The organism is Chitinophaga solisilvae (assembly GCF_009928525.1).
Lineage (GTDB): Bacteria > Bacteroidota > Bacteroidia > Chitinophagales > Chitinophagaceae > Chitinophaga > Chitinophaga solisilvae.
In genome coordinates this window covers 129,765-155,123 of record NZ_JAABOK010000014.1, presented here as the reverse complement: position 1 = coordinate 155,123, position 25,359 = coordinate 129,765, and the positions used below count along the sequence as shown (strand labels likewise).

General features: G+C 48.6%; 29 protein-coding genes. 22 read left to right on the top strand and 7 right to left on the bottom strand.

Annotated elements, in window-relative coordinates; all coding sequences use genetic code 11:
- Positions 1-84 precede the first annotated feature (84 nt).
- The 6 genes from GWG06_RS24935 to GWG06_RS24910 all read left to right on the top strand — a co-directional run bounded on the left by GWG06_RS24935 (position 85) and on the right by GWG06_RS24910 (position 3,832).
- Entirely contained in the window at positions 85-525 is a 441-nt protein-coding gene (locus tag GWG06_RS24935; RefSeq protein ID WP_160716823.1) for a hypothetical protein, read from the top strand.
- 46 nt (positions 526-571) lie between these two features.
- The gene (locus GWG06_RS24930) at positions 572-952 is read left to right on the top strand and encodes a tautomerase family protein (protein ID WP_160716821.1); all 381 of its coding nucleotides are present in this window, start codon (positions 572-574) and stop codon (positions 950-952) included.
- Between the two features lie 29 nt (positions 953-981).
- On the top strand, positions 982-1,503 hold the full coding sequence (locus GWG06_RS24925; protein WP_160716819.1) for a GNAT family N-acetyltransferase: 522 nt from the start codon (positions 982-984) through the stop codon (positions 1,501-1,503).
- A gap of 22 nt (positions 1,504-1,525) precedes the next feature.
- The gene (locus GWG06_RS24920) at positions 1,526-2,101 is read left to right on the top strand and encodes a Crp/Fnr family transcriptional regulator (RefSeq protein ID WP_127043424.1); all 576 of its coding nucleotides are present in this window, start codon (positions 1,526-1,528) and stop codon (positions 2,099-2,101) included.
- 44 nt (positions 2,102-2,145) lie between these two features.
- Positions 2,146-2,739 carry an NAD(P)H-dependent oxidoreductase gene (locus tag GWG06_RS24915; protein ID WP_160716817.1) on the top strand — a complete coding sequence of 198 codons (594 nt, stop codon included), beginning with the start codon at positions 2,146-2,148 and terminating at the stop codon, positions 2,737-2,739.
- Positions 2,740-2,800: 61 nt separating this feature from the next.
- The gene (locus GWG06_RS24910; protein WP_160716815.1) at positions 2,801-3,832 is read left to right on the top strand and encodes a linear amide C-N hydrolase; all 1,032 of its coding nucleotides are present in this window, start codon (positions 2,801-2,803) and stop codon (positions 3,830-3,832) included.
- Positions 3,833-3,962: 130 nt separating this feature from the next.
- Here GWG06_RS24910 and GWG06_RS24905 read toward each other — a convergent pair whose 3' ends face one another.
- Positions 3,963-4,352 (bottom strand): winged helix-turn-helix transcriptional regulator, encoded by a 390-nt coding sequence (locus tag GWG06_RS24905; RefSeq protein WP_127043421.1) that lies wholly within the window; start codon positions 4,350-4,352, stop codon positions 3,963-3,965.
- Positions 4,353-4,599: 247 nt separating this feature from the next.
- Between GWG06_RS24905 and GWG06_RS24900 the strand changes: the two genes are divergently transcribed.
- Complete coding sequence (locus GWG06_RS24900; protein WP_160716813.1) at positions 4,600-5,130, top strand: NAD(P)H-dependent oxidoreductase; 531 nt, start codon at positions 4,600-4,602, stop codon at positions 5,128-5,130.
- A 124-nt stretch (positions 5,131-5,254) separates the two neighbouring features.
- On the opposite strand, the gene GWG06_RS24895 is transcribed toward GWG06_RS24900, so the two are convergent.
- Positions 5,255-6,037 (bottom strand): nuclear transport factor 2 family protein, encoded by a 783-nt coding sequence (locus tag GWG06_RS24895; RefSeq protein ID WP_160716811.1) that lies wholly within the window; start codon positions 6,035-6,037, stop codon positions 5,255-5,257.
- A 225-nt stretch (positions 6,038-6,262) separates the two neighbouring features.
- Between GWG06_RS24895 and GWG06_RS24890 the strand changes: the two genes are divergently transcribed.
- Both GWG06_RS24890 and GWG06_RS24885 read left to right on the top strand, forming a co-directional pair.
- Positions 6,263-6,925: an ATP-grasp domain-containing protein gene (locus tag GWG06_RS24890; RefSeq protein ID WP_160716809.1), complete on the top strand. Its 663-nt coding sequence runs from the start codon at positions 6,263-6,265 to the stop codon at positions 6,923-6,925.
- Positions 6,926-7,114: 189 nt separating this feature from the next.
- Positions 7,115-7,795: a hypothetical protein gene (locus tag GWG06_RS24885; protein WP_160716807.1), complete on the top strand. Its 681-nt coding sequence runs from the start codon at positions 7,115-7,117 to the stop codon at positions 7,793-7,795.
- Positions 7,796-7,972: 177 nt separating this feature from the next.
- Here GWG06_RS24885 and GWG06_RS24880 read toward each other — a convergent pair whose 3' ends face one another.
- Entirely contained in the window at positions 7,973-9,349 is a 1,377-nt protein-coding gene (locus GWG06_RS24880; protein ID WP_160716805.1) for a serine hydrolase domain-containing protein, read from the bottom strand.
- Positions 9,350-9,470: 121 nt separating this feature from the next.
- Here GWG06_RS24880 and GWG06_RS24875 point away from each other — a divergent pair, with 121 nt between their 5' ends.
- The 3 genes from GWG06_RS24875 to GWG06_RS24865 are packed head-to-tail and all read left to right on the top strand — an operon-like array spanning position 9,471 to position 12,215.
- Positions 9,471-10,361, top strand: a complete 891-nt coding sequence (locus GWG06_RS24875) for a DMT family transporter (protein WP_160716803.1) — start codon at positions 9,471-9,473, stop codon at positions 10,359-10,361.
- A complete protein-coding gene (locus tag GWG06_RS24870) occupies positions 10,361-11,089 on the top strand; it encodes a 3-keto-5-aminohexanoate cleavage protein (protein WP_160716801.1) in 729 nt (242 codons plus the stop codon). The genes GWG06_RS24875 and GWG06_RS24870 overlap by 1 nt, the downstream gene beginning before the upstream one ends.
- Before the next feature lie 43 nt (positions 11,090-11,132).
- Entirely contained in the window at positions 11,133-12,215 is a 1,083-nt protein-coding gene (locus GWG06_RS24865; protein ID WP_160716799.1) for an alpha/beta fold hydrolase, read from the top strand.
- Positions 12,216-12,303: 88 nt separating this feature from the next.
- On the opposite strand, the gene GWG06_RS24860 is transcribed toward GWG06_RS24865, so the two are convergent.
- The 3 genes from GWG06_RS24860 to GWG06_RS24850 form a co-directional block, all read right to left on the bottom strand.
- Positions 12,304-12,714, bottom strand: a complete 411-nt coding sequence (locus tag GWG06_RS24860; RefSeq protein WP_127040741.1) for a VOC family protein — start codon at positions 12,712-12,714, stop codon at positions 12,304-12,306.
- 37 nt (positions 12,715-12,751) lie between these two features.
- Positions 12,752-13,180 carry a helix-turn-helix domain-containing protein gene (locus tag GWG06_RS24855; RefSeq protein WP_160716797.1) on the bottom strand — a complete coding sequence of 143 codons (429 nt, stop codon included), beginning with the start codon at positions 13,178-13,180 and terminating at the stop codon, positions 12,752-12,754.
- Between the two features lie 167 nt (positions 13,181-13,347).
- Positions 13,348-14,085: a class I SAM-dependent methyltransferase gene (locus tag GWG06_RS24850; RefSeq protein ID WP_127040747.1), complete on the bottom strand. Its 738-nt coding sequence runs from the start codon at positions 14,083-14,085 to the stop codon at positions 13,348-13,350.
- A 285-nt stretch (positions 14,086-14,370) separates the two neighbouring features.
- On the opposite strand from GWG06_RS24850, the gene GWG06_RS24845 reads away from it, so the two are divergent.
- Both GWG06_RS24845 and GWG06_RS24840 read left to right on the top strand, forming a co-directional pair.
- Positions 14,371-14,940, top strand: a complete 570-nt coding sequence (locus GWG06_RS24845; RefSeq protein WP_160716795.1) for a hypothetical protein — start codon at positions 14,371-14,373, stop codon at positions 14,938-14,940.
- Between the two features lie 749 nt (positions 14,941-15,689).
- A complete protein-coding gene (locus GWG06_RS24840; protein WP_127040753.1) occupies positions 15,690-16,430 on the top strand; it encodes a LuxR C-terminal-related transcriptional regulator in 741 nt (246 codons plus the stop codon).
- Here the strand turns inward: GWG06_RS24840 and GWG06_RS24835 are convergent.
- Complete coding sequence (locus tag GWG06_RS24835; RefSeq protein WP_160716793.1) at positions 16,396-17,475, bottom strand: AAA family ATPase; 1,080 nt, start codon at positions 17,473-17,475, stop codon at positions 16,396-16,398. The genes GWG06_RS24840 and GWG06_RS24835 overlap by 35 nt on opposite strands.
- 79 nt (positions 17,476-17,554) lie before the next feature.
- Here GWG06_RS24835 and GWG06_RS24830 point away from each other — a divergent pair, with 79 nt between their 5' ends.
- The 8 genes from GWG06_RS24830 (at position 17,555) to GWG06_RS24795 (ending at position 25,359) form a co-directional block, all read left to right on the top strand.
- The gene (locus GWG06_RS24830; RefSeq protein ID WP_160716791.1) at positions 17,555-18,190 is read left to right on the top strand and encodes a class I SAM-dependent DNA methyltransferase; all 636 of its coding nucleotides are present in this window, start codon (positions 17,555-17,557) and stop codon (positions 18,188-18,190) included.
- A 6-nt stretch (positions 18,191-18,196) separates the two neighbouring features.
- A complete protein-coding gene (locus tag GWG06_RS24825; protein ID WP_127040762.1) occupies positions 18,197-18,676 on the top strand; it encodes a DinB family protein in 480 nt (159 codons plus the stop codon).
- Between the two features lie 227 nt (positions 18,677-18,903).
- Complete coding sequence (locus GWG06_RS24820) at positions 18,904-19,686, top strand: hypothetical protein (RefSeq protein WP_160716789.1); 783 nt, start codon at positions 18,904-18,906, stop codon at positions 19,684-19,686.
- Positions 19,683-20,282: a tetratricopeptide repeat protein gene (locus GWG06_RS24815; RefSeq protein ID WP_160716787.1), complete on the top strand. Its 600-nt coding sequence runs from the start codon at positions 19,683-19,685 to the stop codon at positions 20,280-20,282. Before GWG06_RS24820 ends, GWG06_RS24815 begins: the two co-directional genes overlap by 4 nt.
- 142 nt (positions 20,283-20,424) lie before the next feature.
- Positions 20,425-21,882, top strand: coding sequence for an aminoacyl-histidine dipeptidase (locus tag GWG06_RS24810; protein ID WP_160716785.1), 1,458 nt, complete (start codon positions 20,425-20,427; stop codon positions 21,880-21,882).
- A 148-nt stretch (positions 21,883-22,030) separates the two neighbouring features.
- Positions 22,031-23,476 (top strand): sensor histidine kinase, encoded by a 1,446-nt coding sequence (locus GWG06_RS24805; protein WP_160716783.1) that lies wholly within the window; start codon positions 22,031-22,033, stop codon positions 23,474-23,476.
- A 213-nt stretch (positions 23,477-23,689) separates the two neighbouring features.
- The gene (locus tag GWG06_RS24800) at positions 23,690-24,493 is read left to right on the top strand and encodes a hypothetical protein (protein WP_160716781.1); all 804 of its coding nucleotides are present in this window, start codon (positions 23,690-23,692) and stop codon (positions 24,491-24,493) included.
- A gap of 161 nt (positions 24,494-24,654) precedes the next feature.
- A complete protein-coding gene (locus GWG06_RS24795; RefSeq protein WP_160716779.1) occupies positions 24,655-25,359 on the top strand; it encodes a hypothetical protein in 705 nt (234 codons plus the stop codon).

Sequence of the window (25,359 nt, the reverse complement as noted above, 5' to 3'; positions counted from 1 at the left end):
AAAATTTTTCTGACCGGCAAATAAATTCGTAAAAGCGGCGGTATATGGAATTTATCTGCCGGCACATCTCTCTTAAAAAAAAATATGTACGGATTAAGACAGCACAAGTGGTTACCACCGGTAACAGCGGTGGTAGTAATATTGTTGTTGTCAGGTGCAGGGTATATCACCCTGTTTTCCGGCGGGCCGCAGCAAAGAAATGTAGTATTGATACTCCCGGATACGGGAACCATCCGCAAATACTACGGTGGGCCGCAAGCGCCTGTCCGCAATTACCTGCACATCACCTTTGACGGCAGCTCCCGTAAGAATGATATCCGGCTTTCGTTTGCACGGATATACATGGAAGATATGCAGCAACATCAGGATACGCTGCGGGGCATTCACTTTCATTTCGATAAAACAGCGCATTATGAAGACCTGGTAAAAGTCCTGGATCTGTTGTGGTGCATGAGAACACAAAGATGGCTGGCGGAACCGGAAGACATCTGGTATTTCCAGTACGGGGATGAACACGACTTTTAGGAAGATAACTTTTTAAGGAATACATTCGCATAATCAATTTCAGACTATGCCATTAGTAACAGTTACCATGCACAAAGGCCACAGCGCCGACCGGAAAACAGGAATACTCAATGCCGTACATACAGCGCTGGTTAACAGCGGAGTGCCTGCGACAGACTGTTTTCAACGGATTATAGAACTGGAGCCGGAGAACTTTGTATACGACCTGCAGTACCCTGACCTGGAAACGCCGCGGACAAACAATTTCACCATCATTGAAATTACTTTATCTGCCGGCAGAAGTGTGAAAGTGAAAAGGAAAATACTGGAAGATTTAATGCAGCTGCTCACCGCCATCAACGTATCACCAAACGATATAATGGTGCATTTCCAGGAAACAGCCTGGGAAAACTGGGCTTTTGCCAACGGTAAACAGATTCACGTCTGACCGTATTTTTTGAACGTTAACCATCTACTATGCGAATTATTTATCAGAGCAGCGATATCATCATCCGGGAATTTTTACCGGAAGAACAAGTATTATTTACCTCACTTTTTGAAGATGAAGAAGTAATCCGTCACCTGCCCCGGCGTACACGGGAACAGTATGTAGAGATTTTTCAGGCTTCCCTGACTGCCTATGGTAACAGTCCTTTCAGCCGCTGGGGTATATTCACCGCTGCCGGCAGCGGCTTTGCCGGCATGTGCCTCATCAGGGAATTTGCAGACGTTCCCGGTCAGGTAGAGCTGGGGTATTCACTGGGCCGCAGCTACTGGGGGCGTGGTATCGCCACGGAATGCGTGCGTGCTCTAACGGCATACGGCTTTGCCGGTACAGATACAGCGGAAATGGTGGCCGTTACCACACTGGAAAATATAGGCTCCCAGAAGGCCTTGCTGAAAGGAGGTTTTACGCAGCAGCAAAACCTGAAGAGAGCAGAAGAGGAGCTGGCTTACTTTCTCCTGAGCCGGGCTGAATACGAAGAAGGGAAGGCATAGGAAACAGGTGTATCTTTGCGGCATGACACCTATTGTTCAGTATCTGAATCCGTTTAATGTATTGCCGCCGGAAGAAGTGGCGCTGCTGGAAAACCTTGGCCATCCCGCTTCCCTGGCAAAAGGAGCATATCTGATAAAAGAAGGCGCTGTATGCCATAAAATTGCCATCATCAGCAGTGGCATACTGCGCTCCTTTTATACAGACCAGGAAGGCCGCGATATTACGAACTGTTTTACCTTCCCTAATGAAGTGGCTGCCGCCTATACCAGTCTGATTACACGTAACCCTTCCCTGGAGAATATTGTAGCGCTCACCGACTGTGAAATGGTCATGATAGATTACAGCGAGTTGTCCGCCTTGTACAGCCGGAATATTCACTGGCAGCATTTAGGCAGACTGATAGCAGAATCAGAATTTATTTTTGCAGAAAAAAAACTGATGATGCTGAAAACATTTTCTGCGCGGGACCGCTACCTGCATCTGGTTAAAGAGCATCCGGACTATATCCGCCAGATTCCCCTGCAATACCTGGCGTCCTACCTGGCCATCACCCCGCAGCATCTGAGCCGCATCCGCAAAGAGCTGCAGTTTTCTTAACAAATGTTCAGTATTTCCTTTCAGCGCCCCGGTACTTTTGTGGCATGAAAAAGATCGTTATTATCAACGGCCATCCCTATAAGGAAAGCCTGAATTATGCGCTGCATGCAGCTTACAGAAAAGGTGCGCTGGAAGCCGGCGCCACTGTGGAAGATATCTGCATCGGCGAACTCTCCTTTGATCCTAACCTCCGTCACGGATACAGCAAACGCATGGACCTGGAACCGGACCTGCTGGCCGCCTGGGAGAAAATTCAACGCGCCGATCACCTGGTATGGATATATCCGCAGTGGTGGGGATTTATGCCCGCCGTTACCAAAGGGTTCCTGGACCGCCTCTTCCTGCCGGGACTGGCCTTTAAACGTAAGGAAGGTACCGTTATGGCAACACCTTCCCTGAAAGGCAAAACAGCGCATATCATTCATACGATGGATTACCCGGTGTGGTACTACAAATGGATCATACGCGAGGGAGGCATCAAAATCATGAAGAAGGTAATCCTGGAATTCTGCGGTATCAAAACAAAAAAGGTCACCTATATCGGCCCATCCGGCATGACGCCCATTAAACATACCCCGGACGCCTACCGCCAGAAACATATAGAGAGAGTGGAACAGGCCGGCAGACAGCTGATGTAGATCCTGATAAACCATTCAGTCACTCAGGTGTTGGTAAGGTATTCACCTTAAAGATAACTGTATGAAAACGCTGTTTGCCTCCTTTATGCTACTGCTGTTAACCGCCGCGGCATTTGCCTGCACCCGTGTAGTTTACAGGGGACCGGATAACCTTATTCTGACAGCCCGTTCTATGGACTGGAAAGAAGATATTCAGACCAACCTGTGGATCTTCCCCCGCGGTATGAGCCGTAACGGGGAAGTGGGACCGCAATCCCTGAAATGGAAATCGAAGTATGGCAGTGTGGTGGCTTCCGGCTACGATATTTCCAGTACAGACGGTATGAATGAAAAAGGACTGGTAGCCAATCTGCTATGGCTGGTGGAATCTTCTTACCCGACATGGGACCAGCACGCTAAACCAGGGCTCACCATCGCTGCCTGGGTACAATATGTGCTGGACAATTTTGCTACGGTAAGTGAAGCCGTGGAAGAGCTGAAGAAGGAGAAATTTACTATCGTTACAGCGAATGTACCGGGTCAGTCAAGACTGGCGACCCTGCACCTTTCTATCTCCGACGCGAAGGGCGACAACGCCATCTTTGAATATATTGATGGCAAACTCGTGATCCACGAAGATACCAGCTATGTGGTGATGACCAATTCTCCGGTATTTGACAAACAGCTGGCACTGAATGAGTACTGGCAGGAAATAGGCGGAACGGTAATGCTGCCGGGTACCAACCGTGCGGCTGACAGGTTCGTACGGGCTGCCTTCTACATCAATGCCATTCCCAGAACAGATAACACGCGGGTGGCTGTAGCAGGCGTTTTCAGCGTTATCCGGAATTGTTCCGTACCATTGGGCATCTCCACACCCGGCCAGCCTAATATATCATCTACCCGCTGGAGAATAGTCGCAGACCATAAAAATAAAGTCTATTACTTTGAATCCACACTCACTCCGAATACCTTCTGGGTTAACTTCCGGGACGTGAACTTTTCAGACAAGGCGCCCGTCAGAAAACTTAACCTGACAAACGGAGAAATATATGCCGGCAACACAGTAAATTCCTTTGTGAAAAGCAAACCGTTTAAGTTTCAGGGACTATAAGGGATTGGTTATTTGAGATTTGGTTATTTGAGATTTGTTTTCAATCAGTATGCACGCTGAAGTTAAGCATACATCTGGAGGAAAAACAAATCTCAGATAACCAAATCTCAAATAACCAAATCTCAAATAACTACATAATTGCCTCCTCCGTTTGCAGCGCCTTCACGCTGCTTCCGCCTTCCAGGATGGCTCTGAGGTGAGGGGAAAATTCAAGACCCCAGGTATTCAGGGCCTCAATCAGCGGCAGCAGCGTCTTGCCGGTGGCCGTCAGGTGATATTCTACACGCAGGGGTACTTCTGTATAAATTGTTTTTCCCAGGATACCATGCATTTCCAGTTCTCCCACCTGCTGATGCAGTACTCTTCTCGTAATACCGTTAATCGCCTGTGCCAGGTCTTTCGGACGTTGTATTCCTTTAGAAACAGCATCCAGTATGCAAAACTTCCATTTGGAACCAATCACTTCCATGGCAATACCGAGGCCGCAGTTATAATCAATAGGAATTTTTCTCTGATACATATGCCTGAAATTATAATCTGATAAATAAAAATACGCTTCGTTGAGCCAGCACGCCATAGTGATAAATTTATCACTGACTGATTAATTCGTCACATATTGCTCAACCCGGCTACCTGCACCATATTTGTGCCAGCAAACACCGAAACAGTAAATTATGCCGTATTGTCGCAACTGCTGCGCCTTACAGCAATACCCGTTACGGAAAACTGTTCGGTTGTCATATATTCTGGTAACTAAAATAAATGTAATGAAAACGTTGGTGATTGTAATTCATTCGGACATGGACAACTCCGTGGTAAACAAAAGGTGGGTGGAAGAACTGCAGCAATATCCTGAGAAGTACACTATTCATCACCTGCATGCCCAATATCCTGATGAAAAAATTGATGTTAAAAGAGAACAGCAACTGGTGGAAGCACATGATAAAATCATTTTCCAGTTTCCTTTTTACTGGTTTAACTGCCCGCCCTTCTTTAAAAAATGGCTCGATGAAGCGCTGACCTATGGCTGGGCCTACGGTTCTACCAGTGGCTACCGTATGCAGGGCAAAAAAGTAGCGCTGGGCATTTCCGCAGGCATCCGTGAGGAAGACTACCGCCCGTCCGGCCGGTATAAATATACCATGCAGCAATTGACAGCTCCCTTTGAGGTAACTTTCGATTATGTAAAAGCAGACTATAAATCCTTCTACACCTATTACGGCGTAGAACACAAACCATCCTCCGCAGAAATAGATCAGAGCGCGAAGGAGTACCTTCAGTTTATTGATGCGATCTGATTATTTGAGATTTGGTTATTTGAGATTTGTTTTCAATCAGTATGCCTGCTGAAATTAAGCATACACCCTGATGAGAAACAAATCTCAAATAACCAAATCTCAAATAATCAAATCCTCCCGTGGACTATTGAATAAGCTGCAACACTTCCGCTGTCTGGTCGCCTTCACGGATGGTCAGTTGACGGGTGCCATTGCTGCCGGCAAGAAATTCGAAGGTGAGGTCACGGTCTTTTGAAAAGAAAAGATGGTTGCCGGCAGGATAGAGGGGAAAGTCTTTTCCATTGATATGCATGATCAGCAGACCTTTGTCCGGCTTCATATACATGGCTTGGGTCTGCGGTCCTGCATATTTGCCGGCGTATGTCTGCAGTATGCTGTCAGATAATACTACCGCCACTCTTTTATTGATATAGGGTGCGGGCGCATGATCGTAGCTGAGGATACGTTTCATTTTCCACTCCCTGTTTTCATACAGCCACAGGTGTGTAAATCTGGCCAGCCCGTCGGCCCGTTCTTTCTTTCCTTTCTCCTGCACATAAAAGAGATGTTCACCGCTGATGACTGCGCCGTAAATAACGCCCGCATTTTTCAGCGGATATACCTTCAGGGTACCGCTGACGGCTTCCCGCCGCAGGCGGAATTGCTCCCTTTTGCTGCAGATGTTTGTCCTGAATGTTTCCATCATCGCGTTAATCCCTGTGGTCATGCCTCCCTTATCATGATAAAATTCAACATCTGCAGTGACATATCCGGACATCTGCTGAACATCACAATTGTTATAGGCCCGCCAGAAAATGCTGTCTTTCTGAATAATCAACGCTTCCAGTTCCTGGTCATTGCTTTGCGCAGATAAGCATAAAGGAACCGCAAAAAGCAGTAGCAGCGCGGAGATGAAATGTTTTCGCATGACAATAATTTTTACATTCCTATAAAAATAAGAAACGCTTCCTGCTACTGCAACAGGAAAGGCAGCTGATTTACAGAAGGTGAATAGTATCTTTGGCCGGACATATTAAAAGCAATTTTTCATGTGACTGTTGAAGTCTTATCCTGATTATCATTTGAAATAACTATGACAACTCCTATACTCTTAATTCCGGAAAAAACTGATAAAGAATCTGAACAGGTAACTATGGCATGGACTAGCATGGGAGGTGACATCAGGCGGTTGGGCAAGTACTGGATCAGGGATGAAGCCCTGGCTGCAGTGCCACTGGCTGTATATGGTAATCAGGCATTTGCACTGGTGTTGGCACAGATCTATAATTTAACGCTTTTGTGCCCGGATGATGCCCTGATAGCCCGGCTGGCCATACCATGGACCAAACGTAAAATAATGCTGCAACAAATCATAGATACAAAACCAGCAGATTTTCCTGTGTTTATCAAGCCGGTAATTCCCAAAATTTTTACAGCCGGTATTTTTGAAACACATGCAGCATTTCTGGAAGTGACTGCCGGACTACAACCAACGGAAGAGATATTGATATCCGCTGTAGTTGCGGATATACAGGCAGAAGCCCGCGGGTTTATCCTGCATGGTGAAATCATGGATGTAGCACTCTATGAAGGAGCAGCAGATCTGCATACTGGAAGAAGTTTCCTGCAGGATTTCATAAATACTCACTTTCACCAGTTACCTATATCAGTAGTAGTGGACATTGCATACAGCGGAACATCAGGCTGGTTTGTGTTAGAGTTCAATGCCTGTTGGGGCGCCGGGCTGAATAACTGCGCTGCAGACAAGGTAATTCCCTGCATTACTGCAGCCACCATGAATAGCTTGAATATTTAATTATGTGATTATTTGAGATTTGGTTATTTAAAATGCAGCGAAGACCAAAGTCTGAAATATCTGCTCAAATCTCCGCTGCATTTTAAATAACCAAATCTCAAATAACCAAATATTCAAATAATTAATAGTATCTTTCTGTACCTATACTATTACATCTGTATCGCCAACTTTATCCGCTAATCTATATTTATGAAACAACTATTCTTATTACTATTTGCCGGCATACTGACGCATACCGCGTATGCCCAGAAATCCACGCTGCCGCACTTTCGTTTCGTAGTGAACGGAGGATACAGCTACCGGCTGGGGAAAATCTCTTCCCAGATCACCGGGGATGCACTGACCTACATGCGGAAACTTAAATCAGGTTTCAACATAGGTGCAGATGCGATGTATTATTTCAATGAAACTTTAGGAGCCGGTATCAAGTATAACCGCTTCCAGTCCAGCCAGAGCGGCGTAATACCTATCGAGTACAACGGCAGCCGTATACGCACCAACGTGATGGATAATATTGCCATCAATTTTATTGCTCCCTCTTTTGTGGTACGTATTTTTGATGCAAAAGACAGGAACTCCCTGCACATGAACATGGCGCTGGGATACCTCGGCTTCCGCGACAACGGATGGGTAAACCACGGGAAAGTAATACTCACCGGAGGCACAGTTGGCGTTGGCCTGGATTTCGGCTATGATATCCGTATCAACCGCATGCTTTCCGCCGGGGCGCAACTCTCCCTCATCAACGGAAAGCTGACCAGCTATATGCAGGAAGACGAATCCGGCAGAAGAAAAATCACCCTCCAGGACGACGAAACAGAAAACCTGGGGCACTTGAATATTTCGCTCGGCCTGCGCCTGAACATCTAGTCATTTTATTATTTTTTTATTTGAGATTTAGTATAAAATCAAGATGCCATCCGGACTGTCCGGATGGCATCTTGATTTTATACTAAATCTCAAATAAAAAATACCTTCCTGGCGGCTCTGAAGACATCTTGATTTTATACTAAATCTCAAATAAAAAAATAAAAAAATAATAAAATCTCATTTAACTAGCTGGTTGACGGTTTTTTGTGCTGCGGGGTTGTTGGGGTCCAGGGCGAGGGATTGCTGATAGTATTTGAGGGCATTGGCTTTGTCGCCTTTGTGGTAATAGGCTTCGCCGAGGCTGTCGAATACATTGGCGGAGTGGGGGAAGAGCCGGGTGTTATACAGGAAAACGGCGATGGCGTCATCTGTACGGCCTTTGCGCATCAGGTAGTAACCTATTCCGTTCAGCAGAAATTCACTTTCGAAATCGTGGGTATCCTGGTGTAATTTTTTCTGCTGATGATAGTAGGCGAAGAACTGTTTTTGAGAAAGGGTATCCAGCGCAGCCATAAACAGGCGGGTGGCGGTTTTCTTCGGCTGGACATAAGGTTTGTTGTCCAGGATATTTTGTATGGCGTTGTTGAATTCGTAAATGTTCTCCTGTTTGTTGTTGGACAGGAGCAGTACTGTTCTGCCCTTCGGCGGATCGCTTACCAGCAGGGCCTGATAGCAGCGGGTGGCGCCGTCGTGTATATGTTGGATGATCTTGTCCTGTTCTATAGTGCCGCGGCCGAGGCTTGCCTGTCTGCCCGGACCGGTGCTTTGCATAATGATGCTGGTGGAAGCCGGGGTGAGCAGCCGGAAATGGTTGAGACTTTCGGACCATTGCAGAAAATCATCCGGGGTAACGGTTACCCAGCCGGATATTGGATATAATAGTGGTTCCTGTTGCCCGGCATCATTGAAACCACGTGCTACCAGCGTGTCGCTGCCGTCTGGGTCTACCAGGGAAGCACGCATTCCCAGCGGTTGCAGGATCTGTTGTCTGACAAAATCATTGAAAGATACACCGGTTACTTTTTCTACAATGCGCCGCTGTAGAAAAACATTGTTGTTGCTGTAGAAATAATCTGTTCCCGGCTCAAACTTCAGCGCAGTCAGCTTCTTCAGATCTTCCATGATGTCCGCATCAGATTGTATGGTGGTCCAGTTCAGGTCCGGCAGCCCGCTTGTATATTGCAGCAGCTGCAGGATATTCACCTGCTGCGCCCATGCCGGCAATCCGGGAATGTACTGTGCTACTTTATCTTCCAGCTGTAGTTTACCTTGTTGCTGCAGCATCATGATAGCTACTGCGTTGAACTCTTTTGCAATGGAACCGATGTGGAAGCGGTGCCGCGTGGTCAGCGGGATGCGCCTGGCAGAATCGGCTACGCCGGCTGCCGCTTTATAAATAACCGTACCATGATCTGCTACCAGCACATCGCCGTTGAAGGCGCCTGTACGCGCAGCCGTGCGGATCATCTTATCTATCCGGGCAGCTTTATCCTGCTGCGCGTATACGGATGCATGCAGCAGGCAACTCAGCAGCAGGGGGGATAACCATTTCATAAAGGATATTAATTGTGGTGGGCATCTGAAAAAAAATATTTCATTTACAGATGATGTAATTTTGGATTTCAAAAGAAAGGTAGAAAAAAATAATCCGGGATACAAGCCGGCAGAAATGTTTATGGGAAAAATCATTCTGACTGACCGCACCAAAGGTTTTATCAGCATCATATTTGTAATGCTCATCTGGGGAAGTTCCTTTTCTGTGACCAGAACAGTGGTACAGGAAGTGCCACCCTATATATTTGCTACGCTGCGGCATATTATTGCCTGCATGGCGCTGCTGCCGTTTTATCTTCACCGCCGGCGTATGGTGAAGCAGCAGCTGCCTTACGGAAAACTCGCCCTGATGGGACTGGCAGGAGTTACGGTGTATTATGGCCTCTTCAACTTTGCCATGAAATATATTTCTGCCTCTACAGGGGCGCTGATAGAAGGGCTGATACCCGTATTCATCGCCATACCGGCAGCGATCATCCTGAAGGAACAGCTGCATAAAAAACTGATAACAGGCATGGTGTTATGTGTAACCGGCGTGATACTGGTGGGTTTTATCGGCAGTCCGAAAGGAGATACGCATGCGCTGGCGGGCAGTGTGCTGATGCTGCTGGCAGTTTGCTGCTGGAGTGCGTACACGCTGCTGTCCAGAAGTGTAAAAGAGACAGATACGCTGCTGACTACTGCGGTGAGTACTTTCATCGGCAGCGCGTTGCTGATACCAATAGCTGCGGTGAATATAGGTTTGCACGGGATGCCGGAAATATCGCTGCGTGCCTGGGCCGGCATTGTTTACCTGGGAATATTCGCTTCCGCGCTGGCATACTTTCTGTATAACCGGGCGCTGGAGAGTCTGCCGGCTGCGCAGGTAGGTAATTTCCTCAACCTGAATCCGGTGATTGGCGCGGTCATTGCCATGATTTTTCTGAAAGAAGCATTTACCGGCTGGCAGATAGCGGGAGGGCTGCTGGTGCTGGCGGGTATATGGCTGAGTGCTAAACGGGTCAAACATTAATGATGCTTATAAAGGCTGCCTTAAACGGAACAAGGACTTTACAGGATCATCCACAGGTACCGGTTACCACGCATGCGCTGGTAATAGCGGCCAGAGGGGCCGTGGCAGCTGGTGCGGGGGCTATCCACTTCCACGTACGCGACAGCGGGGGAAGAGAAAGCCTGCATCCGGACGATGTTAACAGCCAGGTACAGGCGATGAAACATGCGCTGCCGGGCATTCCTGTAGGTATCAGCACCGGCGCCTGGATAGTGCCGGAACTTGCGCTGCGGCTGGAATATATAGAACAGTGGATGGTGCTGCCGGACTTCGTTTCTGTAAACGGTGATGAAGCCGGCTTTGAACAGGTGGCAGATAAAATGCTGCAACGCGGCATCGGGGTGGAAGCCGGTATCAGTAGTGAAGCGGCTGTACTGAATTTTAAAAGAAGCGGCCGGCTGCCACATTGTTTCCGCCTCCTCCTGGAACCTGGTGAACAGGAGATGGCAGCGGCACTGCACACCGCAGCGGCTATTGAACAACACCTGACAGATAAACTACCCGGACAATCAGTATTACTGCACGGTACAGACCTCACCTGCTGGCCGTTGCTGAAAATGGCGATCAGCAAAGGTTATGACCTGCGCATCGGTTTTGAAGATACGCTCCTCCATCCCTCCGGTATCCCGGCTGCGGATAATGCGGAACTGGTACAGACAGCCATGCTGTACAAAAATGGAAATCTGTGAATTTATCTTATCTTGACAGATAAATACTATCCGAGCACATCTTATGCGTAACCGAATCTTATGGCTCCTATGTCTGAGCCTGTTGCCAACATGGCTGTCTGCACAGAAAACAATCGAGACAGGAAGAAAAATCATCAGAGATCTGGGAAGAATTGTCAATCCCAATGGTATCCAGGAAAATTATACCGTTAACATCAACGGGGTGGATCAGTGGCTGTATGCCCGCGGACAAAACAAGGATAATCCGGTTATTCTCTTTATCCACGGTGGGCCTGCATCGCCGCTTTCGCCGGTGATGTGGACCTTCCAGCGCCCGCTGGAAGAATATTATACTATCGTCACCTACGATCAGCGCGGCGCCGGCAGAACATTCCTGAATATTCCGCCGGACTCCATCGCAGCCAGTATCAGGATCGACACCTTCGTGGATGATGCCATCGAGGTAGCGTCGTATATCCGGCAACGTTATCACGCGAAAAAAATTATTCTGATGGGACATAGCTGGGGTACTATCCTCGGTATGAAAGCAGCGCTGAAAAGGCCTGATCTCTTTGCGGCCTATATCGGCGTAGGGCAGGTGATTAACGTGATGGAAAATGAACGGGTGAGCTTTGACTATGCCGTGGAACAGGCTACCCGCCATAAGAACGATTCCGCACTGGCGGAACTGAAATCCATCGCGCCTTATCCGGGTAATGAGCCGATAACACGGCACCGTATTATTATAGCCAGAAACTGGGCACAGTATTACGGCGGACTAAGCGCCTACCGCAGCGAATCGATGTATTTCTACAATGCGCCGTGGCTGTCTCCGGAGTACGCCGCCGATGATATTCCGGCTATAGATAACGGTAATATCTTCACGCTATGGCGTATCCTGCCGGAGTTCCTGCAGGTAGACTTCAAAAAGGTACATACCTTTCCTATCCCTGTATTCATGTTCCTGGGAAGGCATGATTACACCACACCTGCTGAGCCTACAGCCGCCTGGATGAAACAGGTTAAGGCGCCGGTGAAAAAAGCGGTCTGGTTTGAGCATTCTTCTCACCTGATACCCATGGAAGAACCAGGTAAGATGCTGATCTCCCTGAAAGAATGCCTGGATCCTGTAATCCGCGGAAAGTAAAAAATGTTCCGGCCATCGCATACTAGTGATGGCCGGAACGGTTTATGGAAAGATATGGTTTGTTTGTCCGCTGATGGCTGATAACCGGTTATTCCGCGAGCATCGCAAGGGAAAACCAGTTGCCGGAATCATCTCTGAAAACAGCTTCAGTGCCATAGAATTCTTTCTTCGGCGCTTTGGTGAATTCAACTCCTTTGGCTTTCAGCTCTTCATAGGTAGCATAAATATCATTACAGGTAAGTACGCCTACGCCAAAGGTACCTTTGGCAATCAGCTCCCGGAGCGTATCTGCTGCTTCAGGGGAAAAGCCGCCGGCGCTGACCGGCATCAGCACTATTTCAATTCCGTCCTGCTCCTGGGGTGCTACGGTAAGCCACCGGTGCGCTGTACCCATCGGTACGTCTGTAATAACCTTAAATCCGAGTTTGTTGACATAAAAATCGCGGGCGCGCTCCTGATCCAGTACATACACGCTGGTATGAGTCATTTTAGTAATCATGCAGGTTTCTTTTTATTATTTATACAGTGTACTTCCGTTAATCCCTGAACCATCCGTTCTTTTCTGCAAAGCAGCCTGGCACATACGTCTGCGGGGAACGGATCATCTGTGCCCTTAACTCCTGATGCCGCGCCAGGTAACGGGAAGGAGGTTCGCCGGTGATACGCCTGAATAACCCGCTGAAGGTGCTGACGCTTTCAAAGCCTACCTCATAACAGGCGTCAGTTACCGGTACGCCTGCTTTCAGCAGCTCCATCGCTTTTTTCATCCTCACAAATATCAGGTACTGATGCGGTGTACGCCGGTAGATGTTTTTGAACTGGCGGACAAAATGAAACTTGGAGAAGCAGGCTTCATCTGAAATGTTGTCCAGATCAATGTTTTCAGCATAATGCATGTCAATGTACAGCTTTGCTTGTACCAGCCGCCGGTAGAAATAGATTTTAGGATATTGATCTGCCGTCATATTGCTAAAGACTGTTGTACCCCAAAAGTAAGGGGTATCCGGGAGTCAGAGCAGGGGGTATTGTGACTGGTTTAGGGTAAATTCCGACATAAAAGAACGGGCGGAAGAGTTACTTCCGCCCGTTCGGGTACAAATAAATAACGTATGTTCATCACCGTTAGCTGCCGCTATTTGCTGCAGATAAACTGGATCACCCAGGGAGCGGCGATGTAGCTGTCCCAGAATCCCGGCGGATATTTAGCTGTTTCCTCTTCAGGGATCAGGTAAGGTTCCAGGGCCCAGGAGCGGAAGCCCGCGCGGCGGAATGCTTCCTGGTAGGTATCCCAGCTGTGCCACCAGGCGTCAATAGTCACCGCTTCTCCGTCGCCCAGCAGGGTCACGTGTATGGTGGCGCCTTCTTTCAGGGGAGATGCCGGCATCTCATAAATAAACTGATGCCCCTCCGGCTCCAGGGAAGGGTAGGGCGGCAGCTGCGGATTGAGGTTGCTGCCGATGAACAGCTGCCCTGGTTTCAGGTTGTCGTAAATGGACTGTACCATCTGGTTCAGTGTGGAGCGGGTACGGGCATAATGAAGCAGGTAGGAGGTGGTAACGATATCAAAAGCCCCCAGACTACCCATCCCGGCCACATCGGCGGTAACGTAGTCTATACCCAGCTGCTCTTCGAACTCTGTCTGCCTGGCCAGCCGGATCATTTCTATGGAGATGTCTACACCTGTTACCCGGGCTGCCCCCCAGCTTTTAATACGGCGGCTGCTCATACCGTCGCCGCAACCCAGATCAAGTACGGACAGTCCTTTAAGATTACCCATTCTTTTGTAAAGGGAATACCATTCAGGGCCTCGGTAAGGGATGGCTTCTGCTACTGCCCGGTAGCCTGTGGCGATGTGGTCATATTGTGTCATAATACGCAGGGTTTAATGAGGGTAACGATGAACCTGATGTATCAGGGTTTATTTCATTATCAGGAATTTGTATTTTAGTATATTAATAAACATAACCATATGGTTATTGTTGTGACAGTATCCGGAGGAGCGTGACTCACCACATCCTGTACAAGGCGCGCCGGGATGAATGACTCCCCCTTCCGGGTTAAGCGAAGATAAATGACATGCACTGCAATTACATTTCCTGTAAGTGTATCCGTACAGGGAAGATGGAAAATGCAGATAATATAATCCCTGACTACCATGATATTACTTATCAGTCGCCGTAATCATGCCATCACCATCTTTCAGGAGAATGAACAGCAGGTGCTGGCCACCGGCCGGTGGGAACGTGTACGCCGGGCAGGAAAACAGCTGTGGCTCTGTTCGCATAACAACCGGCAGGAGCTGCATATCCGTCGTAATCCCTGCAAATGGTTTCAGTGGAGCTGGAACATTACCTATACGCTGACCTTTTCCCGGGACCTGCATCCGCAGGAGTTCCGCATCTCCTGTGTGAAGTATGTGCCGCCACACTGGGAGATGACAGCCGGAGAGCATACCTGGCACTACTTTGCACATAACGGACATGCAAAATCCATTTTTAGGGACGACCGGCAGGTAGCAGGCATTGATAAGGATGCCTTCTACTGGTTTAATCAGGAAATGATGTACATCGCGCTTAACCATGAGGAAGAACCTTTGCTGATAGCCGGTCTGGCACTGCTTTTTAACCTGGAATCCAATGACGATGCTGAAATGTTTTCCGTGGATCTGGGTGCTTACTACGGACCCGGAACAAAGAAATATGACAAAACCTGGCGTCCCCGGTGACCAGTTTGACCTAAATGGGGCAATAACGTTCATGAATGTACGAATATGAATGCAGCATGCGCCGGATACTGTCTTGACATGTCTTTATGAAAAGGATAAACAGGTCAGGTCCTGTACTTGTTGCGGAAGCGATCCGGTGCGTTACCTTCAGTAAGTGCACAGATAACGTGGCTGCCGGTCTGCGGCTTTACCTGCGAAAGAGGCGCACCCGACCTGCTCATCACTAACGCCGATCAGTATACGAATATCAATACCTTGTTTACCCCTTACAGGGTAATCAAGGCAGGTAGATTGGCGGAATAAAAAAACGTGAATATTGTCAGACAGTAGGTTACCCCGCACGGAGCCTGTAGGAGCTGGTTTCCGCGGCGGGGCTGACCACTTGGTTTTTCATTGAAAAGACAGGACAGGCGCAACAGCAACTGCTGTTTGCCAGCAGCTGCGCTGCGCCGGGTCCAGGGGGAACATTGCATCAAATGAGGATGGGGTTTTTCAATAACAAACTTTTCCTCTCGCTTTCAATTCATTCTTTCGAAATCAACTTTTTTGACATCACCAGCCGGTACTTGCCATACCATTGAAATAGCCGGGTGACGGGGATTACCGGATAAAAGGCCGGGTCTCTTACTATACTCGTAAACCTCTAACTAATTCGATTACAGGCGCAAAAGTAATAGTGTATTGGTCGCCGGTCAACTGTGTAAATTCGCAGGTTATCAGATTCTTTATTAATTTTAGGCAAAAAAAGGATGCATCCCGATAAGTTGGAGTTTGGAACCTATTCAAAAGCATTTATTACAGACGTACCTGCTGACCTCAACAGTCAGGAGGCCATGCAGTTTAAACAAACCATCCGGAGATTTCCGGATGAGGCTATCTATATATATTCCTTTAAGGAGAACCGGATGCTGTATGCAGACGGCTGGGAGGAGCTGCTGGGCTACCGGGATGATGAAATCACCATGATGACCATCGTGAACATCACCGCACCGGAATACGCCCCCTTCTCTAATGAGTTGAATGATAAAGCCCTGATGTTCCTGCATAATAAAACTACTAACCTGGAACAGTACAGCTTTACCATAGAACTGAAGAAAATTCATAAAGACGGCACCCATGTACCGCTGATTTCCAAAGTAGGCGTATTCGCTTCTGAAAACGGTCAGGTAACCACCATCATCGGGCACTCCCAGAAAAATGAAAGTATCAACCTGGGTAACGTTATGCGCTATGCGGCATACGGTCCGGAAAAGAATGAGTTTGAAGAGGAACTGAACAAGCACCTCTTCCGTCATTATGCTATTTCAGAGAAGGAGAAAGAAGCGCTTTCACTTGTGGCGCAGGGATATTCCTTCAAGGAAATAGCCGCCAGGTTTGGAGTATCTCAATCTGCTATTGAAAAAAGGATCATCCCCATGTACCGCCGTTTTGATGTGAAAAGTCTGACTCATCTCATCAGCTTTGCGTTTGCAAATCATATTTTGCCATAGTAGAAGGCTCAGCGCCCGCATCCAGCCGAAGGTTCAGGGAAATCATCTTTCCTCTTTCCACCCCTATGCTGTGCAGCATATCCCGCCATTTCTGCGAGGAGGTGTCGCTATCGCCCATCACCCATATTACGCTGGTTTCTTTTAAAACGGTCCGGTTAATATCGTTTGTGGAGAAGGTATCTACAAAGCTAAGGAACCGGTCCGGGCTGATAATATCTTCCTTGATAGGGTCGCCGGGATTAATATCGTCAATCACCAGGATAGACGCCTTACGCCAGTTCCATAACATATCGTTCGAAGTACCTTCGTCATGATCGAAGAACATGCAGTACAGCTTCATGGCGGAGGTATAAACGGCGGATCTGTGGCGGATAGACAACTCCGTGGCGATGGCCACGCTCAGGCTGGTTTTACCGCTTCTTTTAGGTCCGAACAGAAACAGGTGCATGCCTGGCGTTTTATGGTCCATAAACTGCCGGATCAGGGCTACATCTTCCTGCGGAATATGTTCGGTGTTCCACTGGCTCAGCCTGAACTGGAAAGGATATGCCGGCGCCTGCAGGTACATTTTGGTAAGGTACCAGTAGTAGGCAGGGTAGATCATCAGCAGGCCCAGTACCACCACGGCGATGGCTGCGGCAGATGTTTCTGCGCACAGCAGGGAAGCGGTGAAGGCGCCCGTCCAGAAAAACAGCAGATCCGTGATGGTATCGAAGGCAATGTTACCCCAGGCCGGCTGAAATACATAATGCTTCTTCACACCTCCCGGTTTGCTCATCAGCAATGGCCCCAGGAAATTGATGGTTTCAAATGCCAGCCACAACACGCTGATTGCCCCGGCGCTGTACAGCGATGCCTGCGTTTCCGACATCCTTTTTTTCAGATAAAGAAATAACAGGAAAGTAGGAATAAAACCCAGGGAGAAATGACCAAACTGGTTGGCCAGCCATGAATACGTCAGGGTTACACCCCTGTAGGAATCTTTTCCTATCAGGTCTGCCTTCAATTGTTGGAATACATTTCTGCCTGTTATCGTCTTCTTCATGTGTAAGCTATGGGTACTGGGAATTTCTCATTGAATTTGACGGTAAATATAGTAAGTTACCGGAAAATAGCAGCAGGGTATGGATAAAACAACCATGGCGGCAGCCTTATTTGACAAGCGTGCGACGGAATACCAGGAGCGGTTTATGAACCAGGAAGGGTATCATGATACGTTTGATTTTTTCTGCCGCCACATCCCGCAGAAGCAGCCACAGATACTGGATGTGGCCTGCGGCCCCGGGAATATTTCCTGTTATCTGCTGCAGCAGCGCCCTGACTTCCGTATCACCGGTATAGACCTGGCTCCCAATATGCTGATACTGGCTGAGAAAAACAATCCCGGTGCAGATTTCCTGCAGCTGGATGCCCGCCGTATCCGCGATATGAACCGTACCTGGGAGGGTATTATCTGCGGTTTCTGTCTGCCCTACCTGTCAAAGGAAGAAACCCGGCAGCTGATAAAGGATGCAGCAGCGGTATTATCTCCCGGAGGAATTTTTTACATCAGTACCATGGAAGATGAAGAAGATAAATCCGGTCTTACACGCTCAGCGGCAGGAGATGAGCTGTATATGTACTATCACCGGGCGGATTACCTCTCTGCTTACCTGGAGGAAAGCGGGTTTGAAATACTATGGCTGGTAAGAAAAGCATTTCCCGGCAAGGATGGCGCGCTTACAACAGACCTGATTATCATCTCAAGAAAGCGTAATTAATAAATAATGGATAAAGTATATCGTAAGGGAGCAGTCGGTGCATTGCTCGATGAATATGAAAAAGCAATAGGTGAGCTGAAGGAACTGATAAAAAAAATACCGGATGAGGAACTACCGGTCATTGTGGATGCAGCCACTGCAGATGAAAACTGCCGGTCGGTACAAACTATACTTACACATGTGGTATATGCGGCCTATGGATATGCTACGTATCTCCGTAACCGGAAAGGCGGTACTGCTGAGTGCCCGCCAAAAGCAACGCAGTCAACAGTGGCGGCATACATACAGGATCTTGATACGGTTTTTCAGTTCACGGTTACCATCATGGAAGAGATGACCGAGGCAGAAATGGAAGATACCCGCAAAGTATTCACCGGATGGGGAGAACGGTATACTACCGAACAGCTGGTGGAACATGCCATTGTACATATATTAAGACACAGAAGGCAACTTGAAAAATTTCAGGTTGCCTTACAAAAGAGGTAAGGGATGCCGGCATAATGCCATCGTTGTGATATACTGTCCTGGCGAAAGGAGAATACCTTCCCGTGTGCGGAAGCCTGCCGGAATGGTGAACAGCAGGAGCATCATGAATTGTACAGTGTAGCGGTTGCCGGTGAAGGTAAACAGTCTGCTGCAAAAATATTCATATACTGATAATCCCGGAATACCGGCAAATTTGTATTTTCAGTTACCGGAAAACCAGTAGTGGTATGCAGCAGGTATTACCTGCTTTTCCGTTGAAATCCCTGATTATGAATTTTGAATTGTTACCGGTTGTGGATGCTATGCTGGCAATATATGTCCTGCCCGCCGGTATGGACCGGTTTCAGCAGTACCTGCAGCTGCTGCAGGGGAACACCCCTGGAGATATGCTGGTGCCGGCAGGCGGCTTTAACCCCATGGGAAAGAAACAGACAGCTGCACAGCTGCAGCTGCTCAGGTCCTTACAGGCAGAGCGTATCATGGCAGCAACGCTGGACACACTCAATGGCGGGCCGGAGAATGGCCCGGTTTTTAAAGTAGCCCTAAACCTGGCCGACGACCTCCACGGCGCGTGGACGCATCACTTCACCACCGACTATGATAACCGGTTTAAACTGAGCGGGCTGATAGCGCGTAATTATGCCACCGTTGTTTTCTGGACCAGCGAAACGTACAGTGAAGAACTGATCCGCCGCCGCACGCTGGAAAGTTGTCACCGTACCCGCTACCGGATCAGCCATCCGCCGTCGCAGACGCTGCAGGAACATGTGGCGCAGGAATTGTATGTGGCATCGCAGGTAAATTATCATGAAACACATTGCATGGCAGACTTCAGCCTGTTGCATGAATTTTACACGGCACATGCAGCTGATACTGATTATAGTATCATTTTTGATTTTTTATACGGAGATGAAGCTGCAGCCGGGCTTAACTATGCGCAGTATGGAATTGAGGGAGAAAAGGCCGGCCTGCATTATATCCGACATCTGGCAAATGGTCAAAGAAAATGAAACTTCTAACCAAAACACAACAGCAGAAAAATTTTCACTATGCCTACTACCTGGCGTTCACGGCGCCGGCTAAACGAAAAAACAGGAAACGCATCTTTGAACTGTGGTATTCCGCCGCTATCAACGGACATCTGCGGGCACAGTTTTATGTAGGTACCTGTTATGATAACGGGCTGGGCGTAAAGAAAAATCTGGAAGAAGCATTTAAATGGTATCTCCGCGCTGCCTACCAGGGACATCCTGATTCACAGTTCAATGTAGGTATGCTCTATCGCGATGGTATCGGCATTGAGCTGGACTACGGCAAATCGCAGAAGTGGATGAAAATGGCGGCTGATAACGGTATCATCGATGCCTGGCGGGAAATGGGCTACTTCTGTTTCTATGGCATCGGGGTGAACAAAGACCATGAAAAGGCCATCTTCTGGTATAGGAAGGCTGCCCGCAAAAATGACCCTATGGCTATTTATAACCTCGGCCTCTGCTATAAGTACGGAGACGGGCTGGCACGTTCCCGGCGCTGGGCAAAGTACTATTTTGAAAAGGCCGCAGGAATGGGACACCGGCGGGCAGGGAAGGAACTGGGGAAACTTTGAATGACGAATGACGAATGTGGCGGGGAGACGGGAGCGGAGATAAGTAGCGGAGATGAAGTACAGGTAATTCCTTTTGCCGGTTTAAGCATATTTACCTACATTGGCCCCTTACTGGTTACAAACAATATTTAAATATAGCTGAATGGAATTAAAAGATTTGTCTCCCGAAAATCTATGGCGCAATTTTGCCGGTCTGAATGCTATTCCCAGAGCTTCCAAGAAAGAAGAACGGGTAATTAACTTTATCATAGACTTCGGTAAAAGGCTGAACCTCGAAACCCACCGCGATGCAGTGGGTAATGTGGTGATCAAAAAGCCGGCTACTCCCGGTATGGAAAACCGGCAGACGGTTATCCTGCAATCCCACCTGGATATGGTACACCAGAAAAACGGGGATACCGTTTTTGATTTCGATACACAGGGCATTGATATGTATGTGGACGGCGAGTGGGTGAAAGCCCGCGGTACCACGCTGGGTGCGGATAACGGCATCGGCGTTGCCGCTATCATGTCCGTACTGGAAGCCACAGACCTGGTGCATCCTGCAATTGAGGCTATGTTCACCATAGATGAGGAAACCGGTATGACTGGCGCAATAAAACTGGATCCTGCGTATTACAGCGGCACTATCCTGCTGAACCTGGATACGGAAGAAGAAGATGAAATTACCATCGGCTGTGCCGGCGGTATTGATACCAATACCCGCGGTACTTACGAAGAAGTGCCTGCAGGCGCTGGCACGGTTGCCTTTGAAATCACCGTCAAAGGGCTGCTCGGCGGCCACTCCGGTATGGATATTAACAGCGGCCGCGCCAATGCCAACAAGCTGATGAACCGGTTGCTGTACAAAGCGCAGCGCGCAGGTGATATCAGCCTGGCACGCCTGGAAGGCGGCAGCCTCCGGAACGCCATCCCGCGCGAGTCTAAGGCAGTGGTGGTAATACCTGCTGCTGCAAAAGACGCCTTTGTGCAACTGGTGAACGATTTCGCGGCCACTGTTAAGGATGAATACCATACGCTGGAATCAAGGCTGGAAGTGACCTGCAAGGAAACGGAGACGCCTGCGAAAGTAATGGCTTCCGGTTACTTCAGTAAACTGCTGCGCGCCATCTATGGCGTACCCAATGGCGTATATCGCATGAGCCCGGATATCCCAGGTCTGGTGGAGGCTTCTACCAACCTGGCAAAAGTATCTGCAGCAGATGGCGTGTTTATTACCCATTCCCTGCAACGCAGCAATGTGGAAAGTACCAAGGAAGATGTAGCCTTTGCAGTAAGAGCTGCCTTCGAAAATATGGATTGCGAAATTATCCAGGAAGGCGGTTACCCCGGCTGGAAACCCAACGCGGATTCCGCTGTGCTGAAACTGCTGCTGGACCTGTACGGCAGCCACTTTGAACATAAACCGCATGTGGGCGCAGTACATGCCGGTCTGGAATGCGGTATCCTGGGAGCCCATTTCGGCGGCCGCCTGGATATGATCTCCTTCGGCCCGACCATCCGTGGCGCCCATTCTCCTGATGAAAGGGTGATGATTAGTTCCGTAGGCAAATTCTACGGTTATCTGCTGCATATACTGCGGGAAATCCCCGCCAGATAATATGGCAAAGGCGTCCGCTAAGGACGCCTTTCTTATTTTGCTGAAATGAAAACAGCGGCAGATAAAAAGATAACGTTTATTTTATCCTGACAACAATTACCCCTGCGAAGTAACCGGAAGCAGTCATTCTTATATTTTTATAAAGCGTATGCGTAGCCCGGAATGCCTGCGGGATATGGAAACGGTGCTTCCCGGCCTGCCCGGAGGCAGTTGCGGCAATCGCTTATCTGGATTTTCGGTTTATCTTTGCGACGCTATGCTGAGTCGCCTGATCCATTTCCTGTACCGGATTGTCGAAAGTTCCTGGAATCAGATTGTCAATGTAGGGATACGCCCGTCCATGCCTTTTATTGAGTCAAGGCGGACCAGGTTACTGAACCTGCTGGCGCTGCCCTGTATACCTTTCATTTTTTTATACGCCGTCCTGAATTTCTTTCAGGAAAGATATCTGTTGTCTGCACTCAACCTCATCACCTGCCTGATGTGTTTAAGCGTGCTGCTGCTGCACAAATACCAGCAGTATCCCAGCGCCCGGCTGGTACTCATCTTCGTCAGCGTAGGCATCTACACGTTTACCGGCCTTTACTTCCATAACGGATCTGAATACTTTCTGCTCAATATCCTGTTGATAACAGTATTGGTATATGACAACAAATGGGTGGTGATCGGCCTGAGCATATTGATTATTGTGGCGTTTATGATGATTGTGCTGATGCCGCAGAGCTGGTACCTGGCGCCGCCGGTGCCTGTTGCCCGTGTATGGAGCAATATCGGCGTATCCCTGATTTTCTTTACCATCGCACTGGGATGTTTTAAATATATACAGTCCGATTATCAGCGGGAGCTGGAACGGCAGCACCAGATGCTGGTGACCGTCAACAAGGATAAGGAGAAACTCTTCTCTATTGTAGCGCACGATATCAGAAGTCCGCTGGCTACCCTGGAAAGTTTGCTGGAGATGTTTCACCGCAACGAATATACGACGGAAGAGATGCAGGAAGCCACTGCTATCCTGCAACGGAAAATATCCCAGTTGGGAGGGGCGTTGGATAATGTATTGCGCTGGAGCAGCCGTAGCCTGAGAGGTATTCAGACGCAGCCGGCACATTTCTTCCTGGAGCCGCTGGTTACAGAAGTGCTGCATTTTTTCCAGATAAGCCTGGAAGAGAAAAAGATGGCCGTACATATGGAAATCCCGTCTGCTGCAACGTTGTATGCCGACCGGGACCAGGTGTCTGTTATATTGCGGAATCTCTTCGGTAACGCCCTGAAATTCAGCCATAGAAGCAGCACTGTTGCGATCGTGGTGAAAGAAGAAGAAAAGGATACGGCCATCGCAGTCATAGACAGCGGTATCGGGATGCCTGCCCAGCAGATGAAAACACTGTTTTCCCAGCAACAGACGCCCGGCTATAGTACCGGTGGGGGAAGGGGTACCGGCCTCGGTCTGATATTATGTAAGGAATTTGTAGCCCAGAACCATGGTCATATAGAAGTCGCCGCCAATGAACCTGCCGGTTGCCGGTTTACTGTTTTCCTTCCCCGTGGTTCCGCAGTGATCGCAGAGGCACAGGAAAAGGATGATTTCTTCTGACCCCGCTTTTCTCCCTACAAATAGGGATTGACAGCAGTTTTTTATTTTCGTATAGCCATCGCAGTGAGTATTTACTCGCTGTCCTGTAGCAGTGTATGCTGATAATTTAGTATCAGCATGCTGTATTTTAACCATCCCTGTCCAGAACCTCCGGATATATTTTCGTGTATTCATTGCTGTTATATTTTCATTCATCCTTTAATTCATTTCACCATGAAAAAATTGTTAGCCTGCATGGCTGTGTGTATGCTGATACTGACAGCCGGCATGTTCAGCGGCTGTAATAAATTGCCGTGGCCCGGCGGGGGCGGAGGGCTGCCGCATCACCTGCGCCAGGTGAAAAAGGTAACTATCGGAGAGGTGGTGCGTTCCTATACGTATGATACACAGGGACGGGTGAAAACCATCCGTAAGACAGATGGCACGCATTCCGTAGCCTTCAGCGTGGCATACGGTCCGTTGAACCGGGTAGATTCCCTGGTGATAACGGAACCGGCAGGGGAACCGTTTGTTATCCGGTATGAGTATGATTCCATAGGCTATAAACGTATGGTAGTGGCGGACCACGAATATGACATAGAAGAGCAGCGGCCGCCGTTTCCGTTTAATGTAACGCCGGTACCGCAAAGGATGTATACCATCACCGGTAATCCTTACTTCTGCCTGTATATAAATGCCGGTCAGAATGTGACCCGGGCCCTGGCCAAGATAGAAGGACTCTCTCACATCTGGGATGCCACCTATACTTACTCCGCATTCAATAACCCGGAGTATGAAACAGATAAAGCCCTGCATATACAGGAAATCAATTTTGCACTGAACTACTTCGGATTTAACCTGTCGATAATGGATGTAAACAGTCCGCAGCTGCCGGCCACGATGCAACTGAAGACACTGGGCGGACCGGCAACCAGCTATAGCCTTGCATACGAAACAGATGCGCTGAAACGCGTAACAGCTGTATACATAACGGATGGCGGCAAGAAAACGCTGAACCGTACATACGAATATTATTAATCAGTACAGCGAGCGAAGGTGAAAGAAAGAGCCGCTCTACGGAGCGGCTTTATTTTTCAGCGCAACCTCCTTCCTCAGCTGTAGCTGAGGAAGGAGGTTTATATTATACCTGCTTTCGGGAAACGGATTTTGATTACCATTGCAGTAAGAAACAAAGGAAGATGGATCAGGAAAAGATAGCCTTGCTGCGTGAGCAGACACCCGTGGGGATACGCCATGCCATTACCTTACTGGAGCGTACAGGCGGTAACGTTAGTGCAGCCCGGGAGCTGTTTGAGGCAGCGCAGATACAGACGGTAGCCGGCAAGGCCGGAGTGCCGCCGGAAACGGCGGCAAGGCATTTGCAGCTGCACGGCTTTGATATTTCCGCTGCATTACAAAGCATTGACAGGGAGCGTTACACGGTAACCGAACTGATTTTACGGAAACATGCGCATAAGCCGGAGGAGGCCGTCAGCCTGATCCTGCTGGCGCTGGAGAAAGTGTATTCCTTCAGAAAGGAATACTGGATACAACCGGCGCATGTCGCTGACCTGAATGAATGGCCGCGGGCAGTCGCACTGGTGTATGAGTGGATTTCCTGCAAAGATTACGAAGGCTTTGATACAGCGCTCCACATGTATCCTGAGCTGATGGCCACTTTACTGCAAACCACGCTGGAGCTGGAAGAAGGTGCAGATCTTATCCGTCGTGCACATATGCGCGTTTTACAGCTGGATGAACAGTGCCGGCTGCACGGCCGGCCGGAAGTGATGTACGGAGATCCGGAGCTGGACGCCTGCGAAAAAACGTTCCATGCCTTATGCCCGGTTATTATGGAAAAGTTGTATGCACTTATACAAACGCATGTCACCAGCTTCCCCTGA

Excerpts from the sequence above, each read along its gene's own strand:
- GWG06_RS24935 (WP_160716823.1), top strand. The coding sequence starts at position 85 with ATGTACGGATTAAGACAGCACAAGTGGTTACCACCGGTAACAGCGGTG.
- GWG06_RS24930 (WP_160716821.1), top strand. The coding sequence starts at position 572 with ATGCCATTAGTAACAGTTACCATGCACAAAGGCCACAGCGCCGACCGG.
- GWG06_RS24925 (WP_160716819.1), top strand. The coding sequence starts at position 982 with ATGCGAATTATTTATCAGAGCAGCGATATCATCATCCGGGAATTTTTA.
- GWG06_RS24920 (WP_127043424.1), top strand. The coding sequence starts at position 1,526 with ATGACACCTATTGTTCAGTATCTGAATCCGTTTAATGTATTGCCGCCG.
- GWG06_RS24915 (WP_160716817.1), top strand. The coding sequence starts at position 2,146 with ATGAAAAAGATCGTTATTATCAACGGCCATCCCTATAAGGAAAGCCTG.
- GWG06_RS24910 (WP_160716815.1), top strand. The coding sequence starts at position 2,801 with ATGAAAACGCTGTTTGCCTCCTTTATGCTACTGCTGTTAACCGCCGCG.
- GWG06_RS24905 (WP_127043421.1), bottom strand. The coding sequence starts at position 4,352 with ATGTATCAGAGAAAAATTCCTATTGATTATAACTGCGGCCTCGGTATT.
- GWG06_RS24900 (WP_160716813.1), top strand. The coding sequence starts at position 4,600 with ATGAAAACGTTGGTGATTGTAATTCATTCGGACATGGACAACTCCGTG.
- GWG06_RS24895 (WP_160716811.1), bottom strand. The coding sequence starts at position 6,037 with ATGCGAAAACATTTCATCTCCGCGCTGCTACTGCTTTTTGCGGTTCCT.
- GWG06_RS24890 (WP_160716809.1), top strand. The coding sequence starts at position 6,263 with ATGGCATGGACTAGCATGGGAGGTGACATCAGGCGGTTGGGCAAGTAC.
- GWG06_RS24885 (WP_160716807.1), top strand. The coding sequence starts at position 7,115 with ATGAAACAACTATTCTTATTACTATTTGCCGGCATACTGACGCATACC.
- GWG06_RS24880 (WP_160716805.1), bottom strand. The coding sequence starts at position 9,349 with ATGAAATGGTTATCCCCCCTGCTGCTGAGTTGCCTGCTGCATGCATCC.
- GWG06_RS24875 (WP_160716803.1), top strand. The coding sequence starts at position 9,471 with ATGGGAAAAATCATTCTGACTGACCGCACCAAAGGTTTTATCAGCATC.
- GWG06_RS24870 (WP_160716801.1), top strand. The coding sequence starts at position 10,361 with ATGATGCTTATAAAGGCTGCCTTAAACGGAACAAGGACTTTACAGGAT.
- GWG06_RS24865 (WP_160716799.1), top strand. The coding sequence starts at position 11,133 with ATGCGTAACCGAATCTTATGGCTCCTATGTCTGAGCCTGTTGCCAACA.
- GWG06_RS24860 (WP_127040741.1), bottom strand. The coding sequence starts at position 12,714 with ATGATTACTAAAATGACTCATACCAGCGTGTATGTACTGGATCAGGAG.
- GWG06_RS24855 (WP_160716797.1), bottom strand. The coding sequence starts at position 13,180 with ATGACGGCAGATCAATATCCTAAAATCTATTTCTACCGGCGGCTGGTA.
- GWG06_RS24850 (WP_127040747.1), bottom strand. The coding sequence starts at position 14,085 with ATGACACAATATGACCACATCGCCACAGGCTACCGGGCAGTAGCAGAA.
- GWG06_RS24845 (WP_160716795.1), top strand. The coding sequence starts at position 14,371 with ATGATATTACTTATCAGTCGCCGTAATCATGCCATCACCATCTTTCAG.
- GWG06_RS24840 (WP_127040753.1), top strand. The coding sequence starts at position 15,690 with ATGCATCCCGATAAGTTGGAGTTTGGAACCTATTCAAAAGCATTTATT.
- GWG06_RS24835 (WP_160716793.1), bottom strand. The coding sequence starts at position 17,475 with ATGAAGAAGACGATAACAGGCAGAAATGTATTCCAACAATTGAAGGCA.
- GWG06_RS24830 (WP_160716791.1), top strand. The coding sequence starts at position 17,555 with ATGGATAAAACAACCATGGCGGCAGCCTTATTTGACAAGCGTGCGACG.
- GWG06_RS24825 (WP_127040762.1), top strand. The coding sequence starts at position 18,197 with ATGGATAAAGTATATCGTAAGGGAGCAGTCGGTGCATTGCTCGATGAA.
- GWG06_RS24820 (WP_160716789.1), top strand. The coding sequence starts at position 18,904 with ATGCAGCAGGTATTACCTGCTTTTCCGTTGAAATCCCTGATTATGAAT.
- GWG06_RS24815 (WP_160716787.1), top strand. The coding sequence starts at position 19,683 with ATGAAACTTCTAACCAAAACACAACAGCAGAAAAATTTTCACTATGCC.
- GWG06_RS24810 (WP_160716785.1), top strand. The coding sequence starts at position 20,425 with ATGGAATTAAAAGATTTGTCTCCCGAAAATCTATGGCGCAATTTTGCC.
- GWG06_RS24805 (WP_160716783.1), top strand. The coding sequence starts at position 22,031 with ATGCGTAGCCCGGAATGCCTGCGGGATATGGAAACGGTGCTTCCCGGC.
- GWG06_RS24800 (WP_160716781.1), top strand. The coding sequence starts at position 23,690 with ATGAAAAAATTGTTAGCCTGCATGGCTGTGTGTATGCTGATACTGACA.
- GWG06_RS24795 (WP_160716779.1), top strand. The coding sequence starts at position 24,655 with ATGGATCAGGAAAAGATAGCCTTGCTGCGTGAGCAGACACCCGTGGGG.